The following is a 23,775-nucleotide window of genomic DNA, read 5'->3' as shown; positions in this document are numbered from 1 at the left end:
CTACGGCGCGGCAAGCGCGGCTTCGACCGGGCGGGACATGGGACGCGTGGCCGAGCCATAGGTTTCAATCACCGTTCCATCCGGCCCGATCAGCACCTTGTTGAAATTCCATTTCGGCGTGAACCCCGTCTCTTGCCGGAGCCATTTATAGAACGGGTGCGCCTGCGGCCCGCGCACATGGGTGATGTCGGTCATGGGCAGGGTGAGGTTGAAGTTGATCTCGCAGAAGGCCTTGACCTCATTCGCGGTAGCCAGTTCCTGATTGAAATCGTCGGAGGGTACCGCCAGGACCACAAGGCCCTGATCCGCGTAGCGATCGTAGAGCGCCTGCAACCCGTCATATTGCGGGGTAAAGCCGCATTGTGACGCTGTATTGACCACCAGAACCGGTTGACCGCGCCAATCGCCCAGATCGAGTGTGCCGCCGTCGATAGAGGGGAAGGTGAACCGCTCCAGCGCGGCGGCGGGCAGGGTCAGGACAAACATGACGAGCGTGGCGACGAACAGGCGCATGGGGCATCTCCTTTGATCTTGAGATAGGCGATTTCCACGCGGGTCAAGAGGTGCAGGCTTGCGAGGCGATGGGCGGCGGCTTAGCGTGATCGGATCGGAGGGAGGATGCCATGGCCGGTGGATGGGCGCGCGACGGCGCGGTGAATGAGCAAATCGAAGCGTCGGTGAATGATGAGCTGGCACGCATGCGGGCGCAGAAGCGGCCCGTGGGCGAGAGCCTGACCCATTGCGCGGAATGCGAGGAGGATATTCCGGAGGCGCGGCGCAAGGCGATCCCGGGTGTGAAGCTGTGTATCGACTGCCAACAGGAACGCGACGGGGCGTTTCAGGCGCGCAGCGGTATCAACCGGCGCGGCTCCAAGGACAGTCAGCTCAAATGAGTCCGGCCGCGTCGAGATAGGCACGCACCGCCGTCTGCACATGGCGGAACCGGTCGCCCCCCAGATGCTTGCCGCCATACCAGCGGGTCACGATGATCAGGTGATTGCGGATATCGTCGCGCTCCAGCATGCGCAGGATCACATTGCCCGCGCCGCTTTCGCCGTCATCGTTCTTGATCGGAGTATCGTCAAGCAGAAGCGCCCAGGTGTTATGTGTGGCCTTGGCGAATTTCTTTTGTTTCTTGAGGGATTTGAGAAGCTCCTTGGCCTCCTGTTCCGAGCCGCAGGGCGCGCCGGATACGGCGTATTTCGACCCGCGATCGGTCAGGATATTGTCCAGCGTCAGCATGGGGAGGTTCTGCGGGGTTTGCGCGGCTCTGTCCAGTGCCTGGCCCGGATTCCACGCATTGCGATATCGGCAAAGACCCGCACAGAACGCCGGTAAAGCGGTCAATTCGCGCCTGAAAGGCCATAATTTCGACCGTTTTCTTGTGTAGGCGTTCGGCGATGGAAATGTAGGGCTCGGGTCCTGAAGTACTGGATCGGGCGACACAAAATAAGGAGAGCAGCATGGCACATGGAGCGACATGGACAACCCTGGCGCTGGCAGCGGCGCTTGTTTTCAGCACCGGCGAAACCGCCGAGGCCGGCACGGTGAATTTCTCTGATATCGACACCAATGGCGATGGCGTGTTGGATCAGGCGGAACTGGACGCGTATTTCGGGCCGATGGCGAGCGTCATGCTTACGAAATACGACATGGATGCTTCGGGTTCGATCTCGCTGGCGGAAATTGATGGCAAATCCAATCAGACCGGTTTCATGCATTCGGCATTTGGCATGGCCAAGGCCGGCGCAAACAAGATGGCGGCCCAGCAGCGCCGGCAGGCTGCGCAAAGCAATGGCAACCGTGGTAGTGCCAGCGCCAGTGGTGGCGGCGGCAATCGCGGTGGTGGCCAGGGTGGCGGTCGCGGCGGTGGCCAGGGGGGTGGTAACCCCAACCGTTAAGGCCCCGTGTGGACCAAGCATAAAGCCCCGGCTCACAGGCCGGGGCTATGTCCGTTCCTGACGTGCGCCACCTTTGGCTGGTGTCAGCGCTCCATCGCCTCCAACTCGTCGATCATACCTTCGATCATGCTCAGCCCCTTGTCCCAGAAGGCCGGGTCCGAGGCGTCAAGGCCGAAGGGGGCGAGGAGCTCTTTGTGGTGTTTCGAGCCGCCCGCGCGCAGCATGTCGAAATATTTCTCCTGAAAGCCCTCGGGGTTTTCCTCGTAGACCGCGTAGAGCGCGTTTACGAGGCCATCACCAAAGGCATAGGCATAGACGTAAAACGGCGTGTGCACGAAGTGCGGGATATAGGCCCAGAAGGTCTCGTAGCCTTCCATGAAGTCAAAGGCATCGCCCAGAGATTCCGCCTGAACCGACATCCACAGCGCGTTGATGTCATCCGGGGTTAGCTCGCCCTCGCGGCGGGCCGCGTGCAATTTGCATTCGAAATCGTAAAACGCGATCTGGCGCACGACCGTGTTGATCATGTCCTCGACCTTGCCTGCAAGCAGCACCTTGCGCTCGGCTTGGGGCTTCGCCTTGTCCAGCATCTTGCGGAAGGTCAGCATTTCGCCAAAGACCGATGCGGTTTCGGCCAGCGTCAAAGGCGTGGAGGACAGCATTTCGCCCTGATCGGCCGCCAGCCGCTGATGCACGCCGTGGCCCAGCTCATGCGCCAATGTCATCACGTCGCGCGGTTTGCCCAGGTAGTTCAGCATCACATAAGGGTGCACATCGGTGACTGTGGGATGGGCAAACGCACCTGGGGCCTTGCCCGGTTTGACGCCCGCGTCGATCCAGCCTTTGGTAAAGAACGGTTCGGACAGTTCGGCCATTTTGGGATCGAACTCGCCATAAGCCTCCTGCACGATGTCACGCGCCTCGTCCCAGCCGACGGTGCGGGTCTCTTCCATGGGCAGGGGCGCGTTGCGGTCCCAGACCTGCATCCGGTCCAGCCCCAGCCATTTGCGCTTCAGCTCGTAATAGCGATGCGACAGGCGCGGATAGGCGGCGACCACGGCATTGCGCAGCGCCTCGACCACTTCGGGCTCCACATCGTTGGACAGGTGCCGCCCGGTCTGGGCAGTGGGCATCTTGCGCCAGCGGTCGATCACTTCCTTTTCCTTGGCGGCGGTGTTGTGCACGCGAGAAAAGGTGCGGATGTTGTCGGAGAACACCCGGGCCAGTTCGCGGGCGGCGGCTTCGCGCTTGTCGCGGTTCTGGTCGGTGAGGAAGTTGAGCGTGCCCTCGATATTGAGCTCTTCCCCATCGACGGTAAAGGTGAGCCCGGCTATGGTCTCGTCAAACAGCCGCTCCCAGGCATCGCCCACAACGCCGAGGTCATGCAGGAATTTCTCCAGCTCGTCCGAGAGCTGGTAAGGTTTCATCGCGCGAATGCGGCGGAAAACCGGCTGATACCTCGCCAGATCGGCGTTGGAGGCCAGAAGCCCGTCCAGATGGTCATCCGAAAGCCGGTTCAGCTCCAGCGTGAAGAACACCAGCGGCGTGGTGAAATTGGTGATCTTTTCCTGCATATCCGACATGAACTTGGCGCGTGCGCCATCGGTGGTCAGCTGGTAATAACGCAGACCCGCATAGGACATGATGCGCCCGGCAATACCGCTGATCTTTTCATTGCGCAGCACGCAATTCAGCAGCCCTTCGGCATCAAGCGTGTCCAGCTTGCCCTCATAATCGTCGGCAAAGCTGGCGCATTCTTTTTCCAGCCATTTGAGGTCACGCTCCAGTTCTGGCGCGTCATCGCCGGCATACAGATCGCTCAGGTCCCATTCGGGAAGATTGCCGAGATTGTCGCTGCCACCGGCGGCATTGGCATCGCGGACGGGGAAGGGGAGATTGAGCATGGAATATCCTTTGGTTTTGGTCTTAGCGACACTTAAGCGTCCGGCCCCCCAAGGTTCAAGGTCGCGTTACGCCGGCGGGGGCAGATCAGGAACGCTGGCCTTGTCCATCTGCGGGCCGGGCCTGTCTCGGCTCACGGAACATTGCTAGTCATATGCCTTGAGAAGCGCACGCAGGTCGTCCAGCGTATTGGCCTCATCCAGCGGCTTGTCCCGCCGCCACCGCGACATGCGCGGAAAGCGCAGCGCCAGCCCGGATTTGTGGCGCGGGGACTCAAAAATGCCTTCAAAGGCGATTTCAAAGACGTGATGCGGCGTGACCTGCCGGACCGGGCCAAAGCGTTGCAGGGTGTTCTTGCGAACCCAGGCGCTGATTTCGCGGAACTCGGCGTCGGTCAGGCCGGAATAGGCCTTGGTAAAGGGAACAAGCTCATTGCCGTCGCGCACCGCAAAGGTGAAATCGGTAAAGAGATTGGCGCGCCGCCCGTGACCGGACTGGGCGTAGATCATCACAGCATCCACGGTGAGCGGGTCCAGTTTCCATTTCCACCAGTCGCCTTTCTTGCGGCCCGCCAGATAGGGCGAGGCGCGGCGTTTGAGCATGACGCCCTCGGAACTGTGGTTACGGGCCGTGGCGCGCGTTTGGGCCAGCGCGTCCCACGTGTCAAAGGTCACGTGTGGGGGCAGATGCAGCGGCGCATCTGCGGGCAGGTCCCGGCAAAGCGTTTCAAGCTGCGCGCGGCGGGTTGCATAGGGCTGCGCACGCAGATCCACGCCCCCTGTTTCCAGTAGGTCATAGGCGGCCATGGCAACCGGGGCCTCCGTCAGCAGCTTTTTCGGCACCGTTTTGCGCCCGATCCGTTTCTGTAACGCGTTAAAGGGCAGCGGCCCGTCCCGCCACGCGAGGATTTCACCATCCAGCACCGTGCCATCGGGTAGGAAATCGCGCAGCCGGGCAAGTTCAGGGAACCGGTCGGTCATCAGCTCTTCGCCGCGCGACCAGACGAAATGCTCTCCGCCGCGCAGGATCACCTGACCGCGAATGCCGTCCCATTTCCATTCGGCGGACCAGTCGGACGGATCGCCCAGCGTCTCGGGCGCATCGTCAAGCTGGTAGGCGAGGTAAAACGGATAGGGGCGGCTGAGATCGGTGGCAGGGTCTTCGGCCTCGATCAGTGCGTCCCATGTCGTGGTCTCGGGCGACCAGTTGCCCATGAGCCGATGCGCCATTTCCGCCTCGTCCCGGTCCAGCGCGCGGGCCAGCGCGCGGGTCATGAGTTTCTGGCTGATGCCGATGCGGAAGCCGCCGGTGATCAGCTTGTTGAACAAAAAGCGTTCGGTCGGGGCCAGCTGATCCCAGGCGGCGAGGATGCGCGGCATGCGTGCCTCGTTTTCAACATCATGAAGGTCGCGTAATTCATTGATCCAATGTGATAATCCGTGATTTGTGTATTGCCCGTTCGGGGGCAGGATCAGTGCGATGGTCTCGGCCAGATCGCCGACAACCGGATAGCTTTCTTCCAGCAGCCAAAGGGGAATTCCGGCGGCTTCGGCGGCCCATTCGCGCAGCTGCGTGGTGGTCACGGCGCGGCGTGGTCTGCGCCCGGTGAAGAGCGCAATGCACCAGAGCCGATCCTCCTTGGGGGCGAATTGAAGATAGTCGGACAATGCATTGATTTTTATGCTGGTTTTCGTGGTTTGATCAATGCGGGTGAACAGCGCGGCAAACTCCTTCATGCGCCATCCTCATCCGGTGCCGGATCCAGCACTTCCCCGGTGTAATCCGTCGCAACGATCTGTGCATTATACCCTGTCTCGCGCAGATATCGTGCGAAGATATCCGTGTAACCATGCGTGACATATATATTTTCTGCTTCCGTTGTCCTTATGGCATCCAAAAGCCCGGGCCAGTCCGCATGGTCGGAGATGACAAAACCCCGATCGCCCGCGCGGCGCCGCCGCACACCGCGCAACCGCATCCATCCCGAGGCAAAGCCGGTGGATTGAGGCCCGAATTTGCGCGCCCAGGCCGATCCCAGCGCCGATGGCGGGGCAAGGACCAGCGCGCCGGGATATGCCTTGTGATCCGTGTCGGGCATGACGGGTACGGTCTCGGGCAGCGCGTAGCCCTGACCACGCAGCACCGCATTGGTGGCCTCAACCGCGCCATGGGTCAGGATCGGACCAATCGACGGGTCGATCGCGGCCAGCAGGCGTTGCGCCTTGCCCAAGGAATAGGCCCCCAGCATCGTAGTGATCCCGGCGGAAGCATTGGCGGCCCACCATTGGTTGATTTGGTTGATTACGATGTCCTGCGGCTCCCATGTGAACACCGGCAGACCAAAGGTGCATTCGGAGATGAAGCTGTGGCAGCGCACCGGCTCAAAAGCTTCGGACAGACCGTCCGGCGTGGTCTTGTAGTCGCCGGAGACAACCCAGACCTCGCCGCCGACTTCGATCCTGATCTGGGCCGATCCCGGCACATGGCCAGCCGGGTGAAAGCTTACCCGGGCACTGCCGATCTGGCGCGTCTCGGCATAGGCAATGGTGTCCAGCCGGATGTCCCCAAGACGGTGACGCATGACGGGTGCCGCGCCATGAGTGCAAAGATATGCGCCATGACCGGGGCGGGCATGATCCGCGTGGCCATGGGTGATCAGGGCGCGCGGCACGGGTTTCCACGGATCGACGTAGAAATCGCCCGCGGGGCAATAGATGCCACGTTCGGTAAAGCTCAGAACCATGAGGGGAGGATAGGGGTCCGGCCCGGCGTGGCAAGCGCGTCCGGGGTCAGACCTGTTCGGCCAGAGCCGCGGAGGGGGCCTTGGCGTGGGTGTCGAAATGCTCAAGGATCTGTCGCAGGATGGGCGCGCGCACCGCATCGCTTTCCATCAGCACCTCGTGTTCGCCATCCTTGATCACCTCAAGCCGCCCATTGGGCCAGCTTGTCATGCGATCTTCGATCCGGGGCACGGAGACGATGCGTTCGTTATCCCCCACGATGGTCAGGCAGGGCACATTCGGCGCGGGGCGCGCGGCAAGCTGCCGTGTCTCGACCAGCGCTTCATGCAGCCAGCGCAAAGAGGGCCCGCCCAGTTGCAGCTCGGGGCGTTTCAGGACCTGATCACGCATCAGATCGAACATGAGCCTGTCGCGGGTCAGCACATTATCCTCGAAAGCCGCTGTCGCGACATAGCTTTCGGCCCCGGTGGAGGGCGCGTAGAGATGGCTGAGCCCGATCAGCTTGGAGGTCCAGCCCACGGCCCAGGCCGCTGGGCGCACCGCGCTGGCGATACGGATGCCCCACATCGGCCCGGTAAAGACCGAGGCCGCCACCGGCAACCCCTCGTGCAGGGCGCGCAGGCCGATGCAACCGCCCATGGAATGCGCCAGAAGAAACCACGGCTTGGGCAGATCGAGCGCAGCGGCCAGATCGGTCGCGGCCCGGACATCATGCTGATAATCGGCGAAGGCGTTCACATGGCCCACGCGGGTATCGGGCACCAGCCGTTCCCCCAGCCCCTGACCGCGCCAGTCAATGGCCACCGAGGCATACCCCTGCGCCGAGAAATCCGCCGCAACATGCGCATATTTCTCGATATATTCCGTGCGGCCCGGGAAAATCAGAACCGTGCCGCGGGGCGTGCCTTGCGTCGGCCAATGACCGATGCGCAGGCGCGGACCATCCTGCGCCTTGACCCAATAGGCGGTTGCGCCGGGCACATCCGCCGCGATGTCTTGGAAATAAGGCGCAGGTTGTAAGCTCATTAACTCAGTACCGATCCCAGTTGCATGGCCAGACCCATGTCACCATCGACCGAAAGCTTGCCGCTCATGAAGGCCGAGGTGGGGTCTATGTCTCCGTCAAGGATTGCGCGGAACGTGTCGGCATCGGCGGTCAGGGTGACATCGGCCTCGTCATCTGAGGCGCGCGCACCGTCACCATCAACGACAATCGCGCCTTCGTCCTCGATGACGAATTTGGCACAACCGTCGAACTGGCCGCCGTCAAGCTTGCCATTCAGGGCCTTGACCGCTTCGGTCACGACTTCACTCATTTGCGTTCTCCCTATGTCTGATCGCGGGTAGTAATTCCAACCCACTGCGCTACATTGATTGCACTATGGGCACGATCAGACATCACTTCAAACATAGCGTCGCGGCAGTTTCGCTGATAGTCACGTTTTCCCTACCTTTTGGTGTACGGGCGGATGAGACCGGCGATTTGTTGCAACAATTGCAACAGGCCGATGCGGCCGAGGCCGCGCGGATCGAGCGTGAGATTGCGCGCAGCTGGTCGAAAAGCGGCTCTGCGGCGATGGACCTGCTGCTCAAGCGCGGGCGCGACGCGCTTGATATCGACAATCTTGAGGCCGCGATCGAGCATCTGACCGCTTTGACCGACCATGCGCCGGAGTTTGCCGAAGGGTTTCACACCCGCGCCATGGCTTATTTCAAGGCCGATCTGATCGGACCGGCGCTGGGCGATCTTGAAAGGGTGCTGGAGTTGAATCCGCAGCATTTCGGGGCCATACGCGGACTTGCTGTGGTGTTTGAGACGCTTGGCGACGAAACGCGCGCCTATGAGGCGTATGAAATGGTGTTGCGCTTGCATCCCCATGATGAAGAGGCCCAAAAGGGCGTTGAGCGGCTGCGCACGGGGGTGCAAGGCCAGGAACTCTAACGCGATTGGTCGCAGCACCGTATCTTCCAGGCATCAGGGGGCATCATGGCGATGGAATCGCGGATCGTTGCGGTCCTTGGACCCACGAATACGGGCAAGACCCATTATGCCATCGAACGGATGCTGGGCTATCGTTCCGGCATCATCGGGTTGCCGCTCCGGCTTTTGGCGCGCGAGGTCTATGATCGGATCGTCGCGGCGCGCGGGCCATCTGTGGTGGCGCTGGTCACCGGCGAAGAGCGCATCGTGCCGCCACGCGCGCAATATTGGGTCTGCACGGTCGAGGCGATGCCCGAAGGCATGGGGGCGGATTTCGTCGCCATCGACGAAATTCAGCTCTGCGCAGATCCTGAGCGCGGTCACGTTTTCACCGACCGCCTGCTGCGGATGCGCGGCACGCATGAGACGTTGTTTCTGGGCTCTGAAACGATGAGCGGGCCGATCAGGGCGCTGGTGCCGGGGGTGGAATTCCTGCGCCGCGAGCGGATGAGCCAATTGAGCTATATTGGTTCGAAAAAGATAAGCCGCCTGCAGGCGCGCAGCGCTATCGTCGGATTTTCCGTTGAGAATGTCTATGCAATTGCTGAACTTCTGCGCCGTCAAAAGGGCGGTGCAGCGGTGGTTATGGGCGCTTTGAGCCCCCGCACACGCAATGCGCAGGTCGAACTTTATCAGAACGGTGATGTGGATTTCCTTGTGGCGACCGATGCCATCGGGATGGGGTTGAACCTTGATGTGAACCACGTGGCCTTTTCCAGCCTGACCAAGTTTGACGGGCGGCGCATGCGGCCGCTGGCCCCCAACGAGTTGGCGCAGATCGCTGGCCGGGCCGGGCGGGGCATGCGCGACGGCACCTTTGGCGTGACAGGCGAAGCCCCACCTCTGCATGAAGAACTGGCGGAGGCCATCACCAACCACCGGTTCACGCCGATCAAGAAGCTGCAATGGCGCAATGCGCGGCTGGAATTCGGCTCGATCGACCGGCTGATCGCCGCGCTGGAACAGCCGCCCGATGATGAGCTCTTGCTGCGCGCCCGCGAGGCCGACGACCTGCGCGCGTTGCGGACGCTGGCGCAGGATGACGAGGTCTTTGCCCGCGCCACCGGGCCTCAGGCGGTGCAGCTTTTGTGGGATGTCTGTCGGATTCCGGACTTCCGCGGCATCAGCCATGCGGAACATGCGGGGCTTTTGGGCACGATTTTCGGCTTTTTGCACCAGAGTGGCCGGGTTCCCGACGACTGGCTGGCCCGTCAGGTGCGGCGGATTGACCGGATCGACGGAGATATCGACACATTGTCGAAGAGATTGGCATATATCCGCACATGGACCTATGTCGCGCAGCGGAAAGGCTGGGTTGGCGACGAAAGCCATTGGCGCGGGGAAACGCGCGCTGTAGAAGACCGACTGTCAGATGCGCTGCATGCGCGGCTGACCCAGAGATTTGTTGATCGGCGCACATCCGTATTGATGCGCCGGTTGAAGCAGAAGGAGGCCCTCTTGGCCGAAGTGAACGACAATGGTGAAGTGACGGTCGAGGGCGAATTCGTCGGCCGTCTTGAGGGGTTCCGCTTCCGGCAGGACAAGGATGCAAGCGGGCAGGAGGCCAAGACGCTCAAGGCAGCGTCGCTGCAGGCTTTGGCCCCGCATTTCCACCTGCGGGCCGACCGGTTCTATAATGCGCCGGATACCGAGATTGATTTCACCGAACAGGGTGGCCTCATGTGGGGCGATCAGGCGGTGGGCAAGCTGGTCAAGGGATCCGAGCCGCTCAAGCCCGAGATCAAGGCCTTTGTCGACGACGAGGCCGGACCGGATGTGGCGCAGAAGGTGCAGCGCCGGTTGCAGCATTTCATCGACCGCAAGATCGCGACGGCGTTCGAGCCGCTGATCGGGCTTCAAAAGGATGAAACCCTGACCGGGCTGGCGCGCGGCTTTGCGTTTCAGATGGTCGAGGCGCTGGGCGTGTTGCCGCGTGCGCAGGTCGCCGACGAGGTCAAGGCGCTGGATCAGGACGCGCGCGGCGCGTTGCGCAAGCATGGAATCCGCTTTGGCCAGTTCACGATTTTCATGCCGCTCCTGCTGAAACCTGCGCCGACGCGCCTGCGTCTGGTGCTGTGGTCGCTGGCGCAGGGGCTGGATGTGTTCCCCGAAGCGCCGCCGCCGGGTCTGGTCACGGTCCCGTCGGATGAGGGCGCGCCCGAGGGTGCTGATATCATGTCGGGCTATCGCAAGGCGGGCGCGCGGGCGATCCGCATCGATATGCTGGAACGGCTGGCCGACATGGTCCGGGCCGAGGATACGCGGGCGGGCTTTGAGGCCAAACCCGACATGCTGTCGATCACTGGCATGACGCTGGAGCAGTTCGCGGATCTGATGCAGGGGCTGGGCTACAAGGCCGAGCGCGGCGAACGTGAAAAGGTCAAGCCGGTGGATCAGGCGGTCGAGGGTAAAGCGCCCGAGGGCGACACGCCGGTGATGGATACGGCCCAACCCGCCGAGACCGGCGAAGCGGCTGCAGCTCCGGCAGAGCCCGAGGCGGAAACCAAGGCCGATACTGCGTCTGAGGCCGAGATCGCGACCCGCGAGGCCGAGGCCGGTGTGGACGAAGCCGCCGGTGAGGTGGCCCCCGGGGACGCGCCGGATGAGGAAAAGGCCGCGCCGGAAATCGAGGTTTACTACACCTTCACCTGGGGACGTGCCCCGCGTCAGGGCGGTGGCAAGCCGCGTGGTGAGCGCAATGCCCGTGGCGGGGGTGCCCCCAAAGGCAAGGGCCGGGGTGGTCCCAAGGGCGGCAAGGGCAAAGGTCCGCGCCGCGAGCAGGGGCCCAAGACCTTCCAGTCGCGTCCCGAGAAGAAAGACCGCATCGACCCGGATAATCCCTTTGCCGCAGCGCTGATGGGGCTGAAGGACAAGGGCTGACCCCTTGTCCGACGGCGAAAAGCTGCGGCTCGACAAATGGCTCTGGCAGGCGCGTTTTTTCAAGACGCGCTCGCTGGCAGCAAAGGTTGTGTCGACCGATGGTGTGCGGGTGAACAGCACGAAAGTGTCCAAGCCCGGGCGCATGGTGTCCGTGGATGATGTGCTGACCTTCGTGCAGGCCGAACGCGTGCGGGTGATCAAGATCGCGGCGCTTGGCACCCGGCGCGGCCCGGCCCCTGAGGCGCAGGCGCTTTACGAAGACCTGTCCCCGCCTGAGCCGCCGAAAGAGAACAGGCAGTCCGCGAATCCGGCTTATGAAGGAAAGGGGCGTCCGACCAAGCGAGATCGTCGCAAGGCTGATCTTTACGCCAACCGGACGCTTGAATGATCCCTCACTCTGGACTAGCTATCGCCCGACAGCATGTAAGAGGCGCCCCATGACCTATATCGTCAACGACAAATGCATCGCCTGCAAATACACCGACTGTGTCGAGGTATGCCCGGTGGATTGTTTCTACGAGGGCGAGAACATGCTGGTGATCCACCCGGATGAATGCATCGATTGCGGCGTCTGCGAACCGGAATGCCCCGCCGATGCGATCCGCCCGGACACTGAGCCGGAGGCGGAGAAATGGGTGGAGTTCAACCGCAAATACTCCGAGCTCTGGCCGGTGATCATCACCAAGAAAGACCCGCTGCCCGAGGCTGAAGAGCGTGATGGCGAAGAGGGCAAGCTTGAGAAATACTTCTCCGAAGCGCCCGGCGAAGGCGGCTGATTCGCTTTAAAGCGCTGTGAAAAAACTCATGTTCTGCATGAGGTTTTGCTTTTAACTTGTTGACCATAGTTCGAGAATCATGTGTGCTGCTGTTCTTGTGTGGCAATCGTATCGTTTTTATGATATGTTATTGCTCACATGAGTTATTCGATCTGCATAAGTCCGTGGAGCACTCCACTGGCATCTTGACCTAGACAATCTGTTGAACCCGGAAGCGGAGATTGCGATCCCCGTCCGGTTTTTTTGTCGCCTACAATATGCAGAGAGTGACATGCGAGGAAGGACTGCATGACCAAAGCCAAAAAGAACGAGTTCCGCCCGAACGATTACGTTGTCTACCCCGCCCACGGCGTGGGGCAGATCGTTTCCATCGAGAAACAGGAAATCGCCGGGATCCCGCTGGAGCTGTTTGTCATCTCGTTCGAGAAGGACAAGATGACCCTGCGCGTGCCGACGAACAAGGCAACCGAGATCGGAATGCGGTCGCTGAGCTCGCCCGATGTGATTTCCAAGGCGCTGGCCACGCTCAAGGGCAAGGCCAAGGTGAAGCGCGCCATGTGGTCGCGTCGCGCACAGGAATATGAACAAAAGATCAACTCGGGTGATCTGATTTCCATCGCCGAAGTGGTGCGCGACCTGCACCGCAACGATGACCAGCGCGAACAGAGCTACTCCGAGCGCCAGCTTTATGAAGCCGCGCTGGAACGTCTGACCCGCGAAGTGGCCGCTGTCTCTGGTGGAGACGAAGTGGCTGCCGCCAAGCAGGTGGACGAGGTGCTGGTGTCGCGCGCGGCATAAGCGTCTGACATCGACAGATTTGACCCCGTGCGATGTGAATCGCGCGGGGTTTTTCTTGGCGTGACAAATTCTGTCGACAGAATTTGCAAATTTCATGGATGAAATTTGGTCCTACGCCGCATCGTCTTTCTGCAATTGAGCCAGAAGCAACGCTTCGAGGTCGCGCTCCAGTTCTTTGGCCCGTTCGATATAGGGGGCGTTTTCCGCCGACGGGATGTCATCACGCCAGAGCTTGGCCAGTTCCCGCACCGAATGCCGGTCATGCTGGTAGAACACTTTCTCGGCCTCTGCGGCCTCGTATTCGGTCATGCCGATATTTTCCAGCACGTAGCGCCCCGCGCGCAGCGAGCTGTCGAACAGCTCCCGCACGATGTCATCAGCCCCAGCCTGGTACAGCTTGAACACGTGGGTGCGGTCGCGGGCGCGGGCGACGATGTGAATATCAGGGCGTTCGCGGCGGACATAGGTGACCAACCGCGTGGCGGCGTCAGCATTGTCCAGCGCCACAACCATCACCCGCGCCTCGGCCAGCCCGGCGGCGTGCAGCAGTTCCGGGCGGGTGGGATCGCCAAAGAAGCCCTTGAAGCCGAAGCGGCGCATCAGCTCGATGGTCTTGATATTGTGGTCCAGAACCACCGTCTTGTGCCCTGCCGATTGCACGAGCCGGTTCACGATCTGCCCAAAGCGGCCGATGCCCGCGATGATCACCGGCCCCGTCTCGTCGATTTCGTCGGCTTCGTGTTCATCGCCATGCTCGGCCATGCGCTTCGACAGGACCTCGTAGAGGATGAACAGCAGCGGCGTGATCAGCATCGACAGTGCCACCACCAGCAGAAGCGTTTCCGACAGGCCCGGCGGCAGCACGCGGGTCTGATCGGAGAAGGAGATCAGCACAAAGCCGAATTCACCTGCCTGCGCCAACCCGAGGGTGAAGAGCACCTGATCGCGGCCTTTGATATTGAAGGCGCGGGACAGAAGATACAGGATGACCGCCTTGATGCCAATCACCGCCAGCGTCAGGCCAAGGATTGTCAGCGGAGCGCCGAAAAGCGTACCAAAGTCGATCCCCGCGCCCACGGTGATGAAGAACAGGCCCAGAAGCAAACCCTTGAACGGTTCAATATCGCTTTCCAGCTCATGGCGGAATTCGGAGTTGGCCAGCACCACGCCGGCAAGGAAGGTGCCAAGCGCAGGGGACAGGCCCACCGCCATCATGAGAGAGCCGATGCCCACGACGATCAGCAAGGCCAGCGCGGTATACATCTCGCGCAGATTGGCGGCGTGGATAAAGCGAAAGATCGGCCGGGTCAGGTAGATCCCGGCAAGGATGATCGCCGCCACGACCCCGATGGTAACAAGCGTGACACCCCAGCCCGGCAGCCCCTCGACCAGCGAAATCGCGTGATGCGCTTCGTCCTTGGCGGCGTCCGTGGCGCGTTTGATCGAGCCGTCGGGCTGCAATTCGGCCATCGGGCGCAGCGCCAGCAACGGCAGGAGTGCCAGCATGGGGATAACGGCGATGTCCTGGGTCAAGAGCACGGAAAAGGTCGCGCGTCCCCCGCCGGTCTGCATGAGACCTTTTTCGCTGAGTGTTTGTAGCACAATGGCCGTGGAGGACAGGGCAAAGATCATGCCCACGGCCAGCGCCACAGACCAGTAGAGCCCCAGAAGCAAGCCACCCGCCATGACCGCGCCGGTGGTCAACCCGATCTGCAAGCCGCCCAACCCGATCAGCCGGTGGCGCATATCCCACAGCGCACGGGGTTCAAGCTCAAGCCCGATGAGAAACAGCATCATGACCACGCCGAATTCGGCGAAATGCTGCAATTCCTGCGTCTCGTGCCCGCCGACAAATCCAAAGACCGGGCCAATCAGGATGCCCGCCGCCAGATAGCCCAAGACCGAGCCCAGCCCCAGCCGCGCCGCGATGGGCACGGCGATTACCGCGGCAGCAAGAAAGACAGAGGCCTGAAAGAGAAAGCTTTCCATGATCATCACCCGTTGCGCCGTTTCATGATGGTGCTTGTCGCGAGGCGGCACAAGTCATCGCTTTGGTTTTCATTTGGATAAGAGCGCTGTTCTGTGGAATGCTACCTGAGGGTGATCAAATGGGAGGCGTCAATTAAACAGTGCCTTGGATGGATCGCGGTGTGGCTGTGGCTGTCCTTGATGGCTCTTGGTGAAACAGCCGCGGATGCGAGCCTTGCCCGGCAAGAGGCAGAACCCGCAGCGTAAAGCGTGGCTGTGCAAACCGCCTGTCCGAAGCCTGAGCGCCGCTGGATGAGCAGCACGGGATATCTGCCCAGCGTGGCGGAATGTCTGCACGGGGCCGAGGCCCAAACCCCGGATGCACGGCGTATCGCGCTGGTGCAGGATATCCACATCAAGGCGACCGCCTATAACTGGCTGAACAAGCTGACATTCTGGGTGGCGGTTGCCCTGGCGCTCACGGTGCTGGTCTGGCCGTCCTATGTGGCGATCAAGGCGGGCAGGGCCGAGAACGCCAAGGCGAAAGCCGAAGCCGAAGGCAAGGACGCGCCATCAACCCATTGGAGCCAGCGTTCGGCCACCACGGCGGCAATCCAGACCACGGTTGCCGCGCTGGCGGCGCTCTCTTTTGCCTTCTACGCCCATTACAAGGGCAATCAGGTGGTTGCCGAAAATCTGATGCGCGAGATCATTTTTGCGGCACCTCTGGACGAGGACCGGGTGGCGGAAATCCTCTCTGCCATTGCCGATATGGACAAGGGGTTCGGCTTTACCACCGTTGAGGCGCTCGGCGGCAAGTGACGTACTCAGCGCCCCGTCAAAGCGGCAGCGGCGCATCCTGTTTCAACTGGTGCATGACGATCTGGCTTTGTATGCGGGCGACGAAGTGTTGTGGCAAAAGCCGTTCGTGGATCAGCCGGTTCAGCGCGGCCAGATCGGCGCAATAGACCCGGAGCAGGTAATCGGCCTCGCCGGTCAGGGTCCAGGTGCTGACAATCTCGGGCTGGGTCTCGATCAGCCGGGCAAAGGCGCGGGCGTCCTCGGGGCGTTGCGATGCCATCTGAACCTGCACAAAGGCCTGCACGCCCAGGCCCAGTTTCTCCGCATCCAGCCGCGCGGTGTAGTGTCGGATGAACCCCTCGGCCTCAAGCCGCTGGCGGCGGCGACCGGCCTGCGACGGGGACAGGTTCAGCGCCTCGCCCAGTTCCTGTGCGGTGAGATGGGCATCTTGCTGGATCAGCTGCAAGAGACGGCGATCTGTGGAATCGAGCATATGCGTGATTTCCGCGTATTTTTTGATTTGTCTGCGCATTCGTCGCGATCCAAGCGATGATACCCCTGAAGAATGCGCAAATCCATCCCTGTATCCCCGTTATTGTGTCGCTAGCGAACAGGTAATACAGGAGGCACCCCATGGGACCTTTCCCGCACGACGCTCCGAAATCGAAGATTTCTTCGGAAAACCCCGCCGGCACGGATGGGTTTGAATTCGTTGAGTTTGCCCATCCCGACCCGCAGGAGTTGCGCGATCTTTTCACCAAAATGGGCTATGCCCATGTGGCCAATCACAAGTCCAAATCCATCGAGCTTTGGCAGCAGGGCGACATCACCTATGTGCTCAATGCCGAGCCGGGCAGTTTCGCCGCGCGTTTTGTAGAGGAACACGGGCCTTGCGCGCCGTCGATGGCATGGCGCGTGGTGGATGCGCAGCATGCGTTTGATCATGCGGTGTCCAAGGGGGCGGAACCCTATGAGGGCGATGACAAGACCATGGATGTGCCCGCGATCAAGGGCATCGGCGGTAGCCTGATCTATTTCATCGACCAGTATTACGACACCTCGCCCTATAACGCGGAATTCGACTGGATCGCGCAAAGCAAGCCGCGCGGCGTCGGGTTCTATTACCTCGATCACCTGACCCACAATGTGTTCAAGGGAAACATGGACAAATGGTTCGGCTTCTATGGCGAGCTGTTCAACTTTCGGGAAATCCGGTTTTTCGACATTGAGGGCAAGTATACCGGACTGTTGTCCCGCGCGCTGACCTCGCCCTGTGGCCGTATCCGCATCCCGATCAACGAGGACCGGGGCGAGACCGGGCAAATCGTGTCCTATCTCAAGAAATACAAAGGCGAGGGCATCCAGCATATCGCGGTCGGCACTGATGCGCTCTATGACGCAACCGATGCGATTGCCGGGAACGGGCTGAAATTCATGCCCGTACCGCCGGACACTTATTATGATCTCAGCTTTGACCGCGTGTCAGGCCATGACGAACCCGTCGACCGGATGAAGAAGCACGGCATCCTGATCGACGGCGAGGGCGTTGTCGATGGCGGCGAGACCAGGATCCTGTTGCAGATCTTTTCCAAGACGGTGATCGGGCCGATTTTCTTCGAGTTCATCCAGCGCAAAGGCGATGACGGGTTCGGCGAAGGCAACTTCAAAGCGTTGTTCGAGTCCATCGAGCGCGAGCAGATCGAAAACGGTGAGATCGAGGCGGCCTAACGCGCAAAACACATGGGCGGGCTGCGGTCCGCCTTTTTCGGGAGAGCGCCGGGGGAGGGCGCTCTCCTTTTTGTTTTTGGGAAGGGGGCAGCGATAACGTGACCCGGGGTGAGATCACCCGCTGGGCATGCGCAGCACGATCTGGCGGCCGCCCTTGGTATAGCTCAGCCTGTCGTCGCCAATGGCGGCGACACGGCCGCCGTCAATACGGTCACCGACCTTGACCTTCTTGTAACGGCCATTGGACAGCCGGACCAATGCACGCCGCGCCGACGGTTTGCCATAGACCCCGATAAGGTTGACCTTGCGCAGGTTGATGGCGTTGCGGATCGTGGCTTCGCGCGCGACATTGGCGCTGGACGGGATCGAAGGCTGTACCGTGCGCGGGGCCACGGCGGCGGTGCGCACGACCTCGTTTTCCTCGTTCTCGCGTGCGCGCTCGACCAGCGAGGCAAAGCCCGACGGTCTCCGGTTCGGTTTGATCGAGGTGGCAACGGCGAATTCCGTTGCGGTTTCATCCGCTTCACCCTCGGTCTTTTCTTCTGATACTTCGGGGCGGACGCGCGGGCGTTTGGCGGCCAGTTCGCTCAGGGAAATGCCGCCCAGATTGGCGCGTTCGTTCTGTTCGATGAGATTGTCCGGGCGCGGACGCGGGCGAAACCCGGCCAGCGTGTCATCCACAACCACCGGTGCGTCCTCGTCGGCCTGTGGCGCGGCCGGGGCAGGGGCCAGATCGCCCAGCGTTTCAGCGGGGCGCTGCGGCGGTTTCACCTCGGGCGCGCCAAGGATCAGCGTGTAGCCGCCAGGCACCACCACGCCTTCGGGCGTCGGCTCGATCAGCCCGTCATCGTCAAAGGTCAGCCCGCTGTCAAAGGGCAGGGGGTTGCGTTTCGGCTCGGGCGGCAGGTCGGACAAATGTTCGCGCAGCGCGGCAAGCGCCACCGCATCGCCCTGATCGACGCCGGGGTCGATGGAGGCGACGTAAAGATCGGCAAGGATGCCTTGCTGTGGCTCATCGGGTGGTGCAGGCGCGCGTTGCCATATTCCTGTGGCGGCATAGCGCGCCTCGGCCTGTTCCGGGGTCAGCGCTTCGGCCTCGAAAGGCACGGAGAGCCCGTTCAGCTGATCATCGACAAGATCTTCGCTAAGCGCCGGAACACCCGCGCTAAGCGAAGCGACATTGATGCTGTCCTCGTTCTGGGCTTCCTCGGGCACCGGCAGGGTCAAAGCCGTTTCGGGGATCTGTGATGCGGGGGCGGGTGTTTCGATCTCGCTTTCGCGCACATCCGGTGTAACCGAAGCCACGACCGGTGCGTCGTCCCGGCGGAACAGGCTGGCCAATCCGCCGTCAAGGAAGAGTGACGCCCAAGCCCCGATCGCGAGAAGGAAAAGAAGCAGGATCGATGTCAGGATCACCCCAAGGAAGCGGGGTTTGCCGCCGACCTTGGCCTGGCCACGCGCACCGAACACCGTCATGCGTTCGCTTTCGTCCATCATGGCTTCGGCGGTCATGGCCGTGGCGGCGCCCTTGGGGCGCAGGCGGAAGCGCGGGCGGCCGCCTTTGGCCGGGGCAGGGGCCGGTTTGGGGGCGTCGGTTCCGGGGTCTGTTCTGGACGTGTTGCGACGGCTGACAAACCCGATCCCCTTGCCCAGCCCGGTCGAGGCACGGGCAATGGCGCTTGCGGCAAAGCTGGCAGCGCGTTGGCCGGTGCTGTTGGTCTGGTCCGTTTCGTCCGTTTCGCTGCCCAGATCTTCGGCTTTGGGGCGCTCGGTCAGAGAGGCTTTGGCCTGTTCGGCAAGCTGTTCCTGTTCGGACAGGGCGGTATTGACCGGATCGGGGGCCGGACGCGCGCCAGCCGGGGCAGCGTTCGTGGACAGTGACGGGGCCGGATTGCCTGTACCATCGTCACGGCGCGCGCGGATACTGGCAAATCCCGGCACAGCGGGAGCTTTGTCGGTCGCGGCGGCTTTGTCCGCACCGGCCAGCGGTTTCGCAGCGCCTGCTGCGTCCGTGGGCGAGCGGAGCGGGCCGGGCGCCTGCGCGGCTGCTTTTTCAGCATTGCCAGCTTGGTCTTTGGCCGCGCCTTTGTCCTGCGCCGCGTTGTCCGCTGCAGCCTTGCCCTTGGCGAGGGCCGGTTTGGGCGCGTCAGTCGATTTCTGAGCGGTCTCTTTGCCCTGTCCGCCCGGCTTGCCTTGTCCTCCGGCTTTGGCCTGACCGGTCTTGGCCTGACCGGCCTTCTGCGCTGCTGGCCCAGCTTTGCCTTGGTCTCCGCCCTGGGCGACTTTTTTGTCCTGTCCGGCATTCTTGTTCTGGCCCGCAGGGGGGACGTCCGCTGCCTTTTGGCCCTTGGCGGGCTCCGGGCTGGTCTTGGGCTTTGCGCTGTCAGCTGCCTTTTCGTCACCTGGCCGGGCCTTCGCATCGTCTGCCTGCGCCGTCTTGCGCGGTTGCTGCTGGGCGTCATCTGCGGCGGGCTTGGAGGCGTGCTCCTGTGCGTCCTGCGCCTGCGCCGTCTTGGCGGCCGCCGGGGCTGCTTTGTCCTCAGGGTCAGCCGCTGCTTTGGGAGGCGCTTTGGCCGCTACCGGTTTGTCCGTTTCCTGTGCGGTGTCCGGAGCAGCGGGCGGCGTATCTTCCGTGGGCGCATCGCCCAAAATGGCAATCGGCAACTCGTCGCCCGTCACGGTGACGCCGGGCGTGAGGGAGGTCAGCGCCGTGCGCGTCGGCCCGAAAAACGGCTCGCGCGGGAAAGCATTGCCTTTGGGCGGCACCGTAACAAAACACAGCGGTATAAAGTCATGATCATTGGCAAATGTTTCCGCTTCGGCCAGCGTTTCACGTGCCACCGCTGCCACATGCAACTGATCTCCAGTCTGCACCCAGTCATAAACCAGATCCGATACGGCATAGGGCGTTGCGCCATCAAGTGCCTGTTCCACGGCCCGTACACAGGCAGCGCGATCCTCGCCCGCCTCCACTGTCATGAACCGCACCTGTTCTTCGGGCAGGAGCAATTTGACCTCGGGTCCGGGGCCTTGGGCATCTGTCAGGACCGGTGCGCGCAGGGCTTGCAGCGCGGCACCCAGGTCCGCCTCTGTCAGCGATACCTCGCCAAGGCGGAACCAGCCGTCTTCGGGGCCGCCTGAGACAGAGGCGCGTTTGAGCAGCGCGATTCCGTCAAACGATAGTGACAGCGCAAAATCTGGTTTCATGTGCTTGGCTTTCGCACTCCTTCTGGACCCGCGCAAGGCAAGGTCTTGGACTCCTTAATCTATAGCAGCTTCCCGCCGAGAAAAAGGCTTTGCGCGGTATTGTCACCTTTGTCACTTGTGCAACCATCGCGTGGCGTTCATCCTTGCCAAGATATAGGTGCAGGACCCCCGGAGGACCGACATGTTGAGACGCTTCTTGACCGTATTTTTGCTCATTCTGCCTCTTGGCCTTTTCGCAGCAGAGGGCGAGAGCCCGCGCATGATCGTTGTCACCGGGACCGGTGAGGTGACGGCCCAGCCCGATATGGCGACGATCCGGCTTGGCGTTACACATCAGGACGCAGATGCCGCCGATGCGATGAACCGGGTCTCTGAAGACGTGCGCAAACTCTTTGAAACGGTTGCGGAATTCGGCATTCAACCGCGCGATCTTCAGACCGCATCACTCCGGCTTGATACGATCTGGGAGAACCGCCGCTCAAGCGACCAGGGACCGCCGCGAATCTCGGGCTTTGTGGCCAGCAACGATATTTCCATTCGGGTGCGGGATTTTGCGCGGTTGGGGGAATTGCTGGACCGGCTCTTGCGTGACGGGGCGAACCAGTTTTCCGGTGTGAGCTTTGCCGTCCAACGCCCCGAACCGATGGTGGATGAGGCGCGCAGGCGGGCCGTGGCCGACGCCCGGCGCAAGGCCGAGCTTTACGCATTGGCGGCGGGCGTGCGCATGGGCGAAGTGCTGGAAATTCGCGAACCTGGGACTGCATCCGGACCTGTACCGCGCATGTCCCGGATGGAGCCGATCATGGCCGAGGCCGCGATGCCGGTGGCGGGGGGCGAGCTGACCTTTTCGGCGCAGATCACCATCCTCTACGCGATCGCGGAATGAGTTTCAGGGCATGCGCTGATGCACGAGCACCGGCGCATCGGTGGCCAGCCCGGTCACGGTAAACAGATTGGCAAAATCGTCTTCTGCAATGCTGACCGCGTCGAACAGGCCCAGCGCCGACAGGATCGACGGGATCGTTTCGCGATGCGCCACGACCAGCACGCGGTCTTCTTCGTGATCAAAGCTCATGAGGTCGATCAGCCCGGCAATGTCGCGCCGGTCGATCTCGCCCATGGGCAGGTCGAGCGCCTCGGCGATAATGCCGCCGGTTTCCTGCGTGCGCCTTGCATCCGTCGTGATCACCGCGTTGATGCCAGCCTGTTCCAGCATCAGCGCCCAACGCGTCGCGCGGATGCGCCCGGCTTCGGTCAGGGCCGGGTCATCGCCCATCTCCTTTTCCGCGTGACGGATCAGAAACACCGCCTCTTGTGCGCCGCCGGGCAGGGCAAGGACGCAGGTGAGCAAAGCAGAGAGAAACAGGGTTTTCATGGGCATGCCGTCATTCAGAGATGACCCTTAGATTGACACGGAACCCGCCGCTGGCAAAGCGTGTCGGCGCGCCGAATTAAAAAGGGCCGGGCAAAGCCCGGCCCCCGATGCCTCACGCCGAGGCTTTGTTCAGCGCCTGATCGAGATCGGCGATCAGGTCATCCGCATCCTCAATGCCGATGGAAATGCGCACCACATTGGGTCCTGCGCCTGCCGCTTCCTGTTGCTCGGGTGTGAGCTGACGGTGGGTGGTCGAGGCCGAGTGGATCACAAGGCTGCGTGTATCGCCAAGGTTCGCGACATGGCTGAAAATCTCCAGCGAATCCACGAATTTGACACAGGCGTCATAGCCGCCCTTGAGCGCCACGGTGAACAGCCCGCCCGCACCCTTGGGACAGATGCGTGCGACACGGTCATGATAGGGCGAGGATTTCAGACCGGCATAGGTCACGTAATCCACCGCGTCGTGGCCTTCCAGCCAACCGGCAACCTTTTCGGCGTTCTCCACATGGCGTTGCATGCGCAGAGACAGGGTTTCGATCCCCATCAGCGTGTAATGCGCCGCCTGCGGGTTCAGCGTCATGCCCAGATCGCGCAGACCGATGGCGATACCATGGAAGGTAAATGCCAGCGGGCCAAAGGTCTCGTGGAACTTGAGCCCGTGATAGGCCTCTTCCGGGGCCGAGAGCGAGGGAAACTTGTCCGACGCCGACCAGTCGAAATTGCCCGAATCCACCACGACGCCGCCGGTCACCGTGCCATTGCCGGTGAGGTATTTGGTCATGGAATGCACCACCAGCGTCGCGCCATGTTCGATCGGGCGGCACAGATATGGCGTGGCCGATGTGTTGTCCACGATCAGCGGCAGACCCGCATCGCTGGCCACTTTGGCCGCGGCATCCAGATCGGTGATGTAGCCGCCCGGGTTGGCGATGGATTCGCAGAACACGGCGCGGGTGTCGTCGTCAATCGCTGCGGCCACCGCATCCATATCGTCGAAATCCACGAATTTCGCGGACCATCCAAAGCGCTTGATGGTCTGGCTGAACTGGGTGATCGAGCCGCCATAAAGCCGGGTGGACACCACCACGTTCTTGCCCGGTCCCATCAACGGGAACAGCGCCATGATCTGCGCTGCATGACCCGAGGAGCAGCAGACCGCGCCAACGCCGCCTTCAAGCGTTGCAACACGTTCCTGCAGCGCGGCGACAGTGGGGTTGGTCAGACGGGAATAGATATAGCCCACTTCCTGCAGGTTGAAGAGCGCCGCGGCGTGGTCCGCATCGCGGAACACATAGGCGGTGGTCTGATAAATCGGCACCTGGCGCGCGCCGGTGGCGGGGTCCGGGCGGGCGCCCGCGTGAATCTGCAGCGTGTCGAAACCGTAGCTTGGGCCGTCAGTCATGGAATCCTCCGTGTTTGATTTGGCGCGGAGGGTAGACTGTGTGGGTGGGATTGGCGAGACGGGGCAAAGGAATTTCTGGCGGCGTGACGGGGTTCTGAATCCCTTTGCCAAGGTGCGTTTTTGTCCACGGTTTCCCGGTTGAAAGAGAACGATTTATCCGCTTTTGCGAGGGTTTAAGAAAGTGGGACCAGGCATCCCGGCGCATCAGGTCGGCGCAGGTGCGGTCCGGTTCTTCTTTGGCTCAAAAATATCCTGGGGAGGTCTGGAGGGGCAAAGCCCCTCCAGCCGGTCGGGGGGGGGGGGGGCCGCGGG

The 23,775-nt window shown here is 62.0% G+C and carries 22 protein-coding genes; 10 read left to right on the top strand and 12 right to left on the bottom strand.

The features are described from left to right. Complete coding sequence (locus tag PGB28_RS01795) at nucleotides 1–513, bottom strand: glutathione peroxidase (RefSeq protein ID WP_271419766.1); 513 nt, start codon at nucleotides 511–513, stop codon at nucleotides 1–3. A 110-nt stretch (nucleotides 514–623) separates the two neighbouring features. Between PGB28_RS01795 and PGB28_RS01790 the strand changes: the two genes are divergently transcribed. Then, nucleotides 624–893, top strand: a complete 270-nt coding sequence (locus PGB28_RS01790; RefSeq protein WP_271419765.1) for a DksA/TraR family C4-type zinc finger protein — start codon at nucleotides 624–626, stop codon at nucleotides 891–893. Here the strand turns inward: PGB28_RS01790 and PGB28_RS01785 are convergent. Beyond that, complete coding sequence (locus PGB28_RS01785; RefSeq protein WP_271419764.1) at nucleotides 886–1,242, bottom strand: YigZ family protein; 357 nt, start codon at nucleotides 1,240–1,242, stop codon at nucleotides 886–888. The two genes, PGB28_RS01790 and PGB28_RS01785, sit on opposite strands and share 8 nt — an antisense overlap. A gap of 221 nt (nucleotides 1,243–1,463) precedes the next feature. On the opposite strand from PGB28_RS01785, the gene PGB28_RS01780 reads away from it, so the two are divergent. Further along, nucleotides 1,464–1,901, top strand: coding sequence for an EF-hand domain-containing protein (locus PGB28_RS01780; RefSeq protein WP_271419763.1), 438 nt, complete (start codon nucleotides 1,464–1,466; stop codon nucleotides 1,899–1,901). A gap of 83 nt (nucleotides 1,902–1,984) precedes the next feature. Here the strand turns inward: PGB28_RS01780 and PGB28_RS01775 are convergent, their stop codons facing one another. The 5 genes from PGB28_RS01775 to PGB28_RS01755 form a co-directional block, all read right to left on the bottom strand. After that, a complete protein-coding gene (locus tag PGB28_RS01775; protein ID WP_271419762.1) occupies nucleotides 1,985–3,805 on the bottom strand; it encodes a M3 family oligoendopeptidase in 1,821 nt (606 codons plus the stop codon). A gap of 144 nt (nucleotides 3,806–3,949) precedes the next feature. Continuing rightward, a complete protein-coding gene (locus PGB28_RS01770; RefSeq protein ID WP_271419761.1) occupies nucleotides 3,950–5,539 on the bottom strand; it encodes an ATP-dependent DNA ligase in 1,590 nt (529 codons plus the stop codon). Then, nucleotides 5,536–6,546, bottom strand: coding sequence for a ligase-associated DNA damage response exonuclease (locus tag PGB28_RS01765; RefSeq protein ID WP_271419760.1), 1,011 nt, complete (start codon nucleotides 6,544–6,546; stop codon nucleotides 5,536–5,538). The genes PGB28_RS01770 and PGB28_RS01765 overlap by 4 nt, the downstream gene beginning before the upstream one ends. 46 nt (nucleotides 6,547–6,592) lie before the next feature. Then, entirely contained in the window at nucleotides 6,593–7,570 is a 978-nt protein-coding gene (locus PGB28_RS01760; RefSeq protein WP_271419759.1) for an alpha/beta fold hydrolase, read from the bottom strand. Continuing rightward, nucleotides 7,570–7,860: an SCP2 sterol-binding domain-containing protein gene (locus PGB28_RS01755; protein WP_271419758.1), complete on the bottom strand. Its 291-nt coding sequence runs from the start codon at nucleotides 7,858–7,860 to the stop codon at nucleotides 7,570–7,572. Before PGB28_RS01755 ends, PGB28_RS01760 begins: the two co-directional genes overlap by 1 nt. A gap of 65 nt (nucleotides 7,861–7,925) precedes the next feature. On the opposite strand from PGB28_RS01755, the gene PGB28_RS01750 reads away from it, so the two are divergent. The 5 genes from PGB28_RS01750 (at nucleotide 7,926) to PGB28_RS01730 (ending at nucleotide 12,979) form a co-directional block, all read left to right on the top strand. Beyond that, nucleotides 7,926–8,486, top strand: coding sequence for a tetratricopeptide repeat protein (locus tag PGB28_RS01750; protein WP_271419757.1), 561 nt, complete (start codon nucleotides 7,926–7,928; stop codon nucleotides 8,484–8,486). Between the two features lie 45 nt (nucleotides 8,487–8,531). Beyond that, nucleotides 8,532–11,405 (top strand): helicase-related protein, encoded by a 2,874-nt coding sequence (locus PGB28_RS01745; RefSeq protein WP_271419756.1) that lies wholly within the window; start codon nucleotides 8,532–8,534, stop codon nucleotides 11,403–11,405. A gap of 4 nt (nucleotides 11,406–11,409) precedes the next feature. Beyond that, nucleotides 11,410–11,793: an RNA-binding S4 domain-containing protein gene (locus tag PGB28_RS01740; protein ID WP_271419755.1), complete on the top strand. Its 384-nt coding sequence runs from the start codon at nucleotides 11,410–11,412 to the stop codon at nucleotides 11,791–11,793. 49 nt (nucleotides 11,794–11,842) lie between these two features. After that, nucleotides 11,843–12,181 (top strand): ferredoxin FdxA, encoded by a 339-nt coding sequence (gene fdxA / locus PGB28_RS01735; protein WP_271419754.1) that lies wholly within the window; start codon nucleotides 11,843–11,845, stop codon nucleotides 12,179–12,181. A 288-nt stretch (nucleotides 12,182–12,469) separates the two neighbouring features. Continuing rightward, nucleotides 12,470–12,979 (top strand): CarD family transcriptional regulator, encoded by a 510-nt coding sequence (locus PGB28_RS01730; RefSeq protein ID WP_271419753.1) that lies wholly within the window; start codon nucleotides 12,470–12,472, stop codon nucleotides 12,977–12,979. A gap of 111 nt (nucleotides 12,980–13,090) precedes the next feature. On the opposite strand, the gene PGB28_RS01725 is transcribed toward PGB28_RS01730, so the two are convergent. Next, nucleotides 13,091–14,968 carry a cation:proton antiporter domain-containing protein gene (locus tag PGB28_RS01725; protein ID WP_271419752.1) on the bottom strand — a complete coding sequence of 626 codons (1,878 nt, stop codon included), beginning with the start codon at nucleotides 14,966–14,968 and terminating at the stop codon, nucleotides 13,091–13,093. 249 nt (nucleotides 14,969–15,217) lie between these two features. Here PGB28_RS01725 and PGB28_RS01720 point away from each other — a divergent pair, with 249 nt between their 5' ends. Then, on the top strand, nucleotides 15,218–15,769 hold the full coding sequence (locus PGB28_RS01720; RefSeq protein WP_271419751.1) for a hypothetical protein: 552 nt from the start codon (nucleotides 15,218–15,220) through the stop codon (nucleotides 15,767–15,769). A gap of 16 nt (nucleotides 15,770–15,785) precedes the next feature. Here the strand turns inward: PGB28_RS01720 and PGB28_RS01715 are convergent, their stop codons facing one another. Beyond that, nucleotides 15,786–16,241: an Lrp/AsnC family transcriptional regulator gene (locus tag PGB28_RS01715; protein ID WP_271419750.1), complete on the bottom strand. Its 456-nt coding sequence runs from the start codon at nucleotides 16,239–16,241 to the stop codon at nucleotides 15,786–15,788. Nucleotides 16,242–16,381: 140 nt separating this feature from the next. Here PGB28_RS01715 and hppD point away from each other — a divergent pair, with 140 nt between their 5' ends. After that, entirely contained in the window at nucleotides 16,382–17,476 is a 1,095-nt protein-coding gene (gene hppD, locus PGB28_RS01710) for a 4-hydroxyphenylpyruvate dioxygenase (RefSeq protein ID WP_271419749.1), read from the top strand. A gap of 114 nt (nucleotides 17,477–17,590) precedes the next feature. On the opposite strand, the gene PGB28_RS01705 is transcribed toward hppD, so the two are convergent. Further along, complete coding sequence (locus PGB28_RS01705; protein WP_271419748.1) at nucleotides 17,591–20,683, bottom strand: hypothetical protein; 3,093 nt, start codon at nucleotides 20,681–20,683, stop codon at nucleotides 17,591–17,593. Nucleotides 20,684–20,864: 181 nt separating this feature from the next. Here PGB28_RS01705 and PGB28_RS01700 point away from each other — a divergent pair, with 181 nt between their 5' ends. Next, nucleotides 20,865–21,569: an SIMPL domain-containing protein gene (locus PGB28_RS01700; protein ID WP_271419747.1), complete on the top strand. Its 705-nt coding sequence runs from the start codon at nucleotides 20,865–20,867 to the stop codon at nucleotides 21,567–21,569. 3 nt (nucleotides 21,570–21,572) lie between these two features. On the opposite strand, the gene PGB28_RS01695 is transcribed toward PGB28_RS01700, so the two are convergent. Both PGB28_RS01695 and PGB28_RS01690 read right to left on the bottom strand, forming a co-directional pair. Continuing rightward, nucleotides 21,573–22,058 carry a SixA phosphatase family protein gene (locus PGB28_RS01695; protein ID WP_271419746.1) on the bottom strand — a complete coding sequence of 162 codons (486 nt, stop codon included), beginning with the start codon at nucleotides 22,056–22,058 and terminating at the stop codon, nucleotides 21,573–21,575. Between the two features lie 112 nt (nucleotides 22,059–22,170). Continuing rightward, on the bottom strand, nucleotides 22,171–23,463 hold the full coding sequence (locus PGB28_RS01690) for an O-acetylhomoserine aminocarboxypropyltransferase/cysteine synthase family protein (protein ID WP_271419745.1): 1,293 nt from the start codon (nucleotides 23,461–23,463) through the stop codon (nucleotides 22,171–22,173). Nucleotides 23,464–23,775: the final 312 nt, after the last annotated feature.

Origin of the sequence: Primorskyibacter aestuariivivens (genome assembly GCF_028023675.1) — a bacterium.
Taxonomy (GTDB): Bacteria; Pseudomonadota; Alphaproteobacteria; order Rhodobacterales; family Rhodobacteraceae; genus Marinovum; species Marinovum aestuariivivens.
This window is presented reverse-complemented; position numbering and strand designations above follow the sequence as displayed.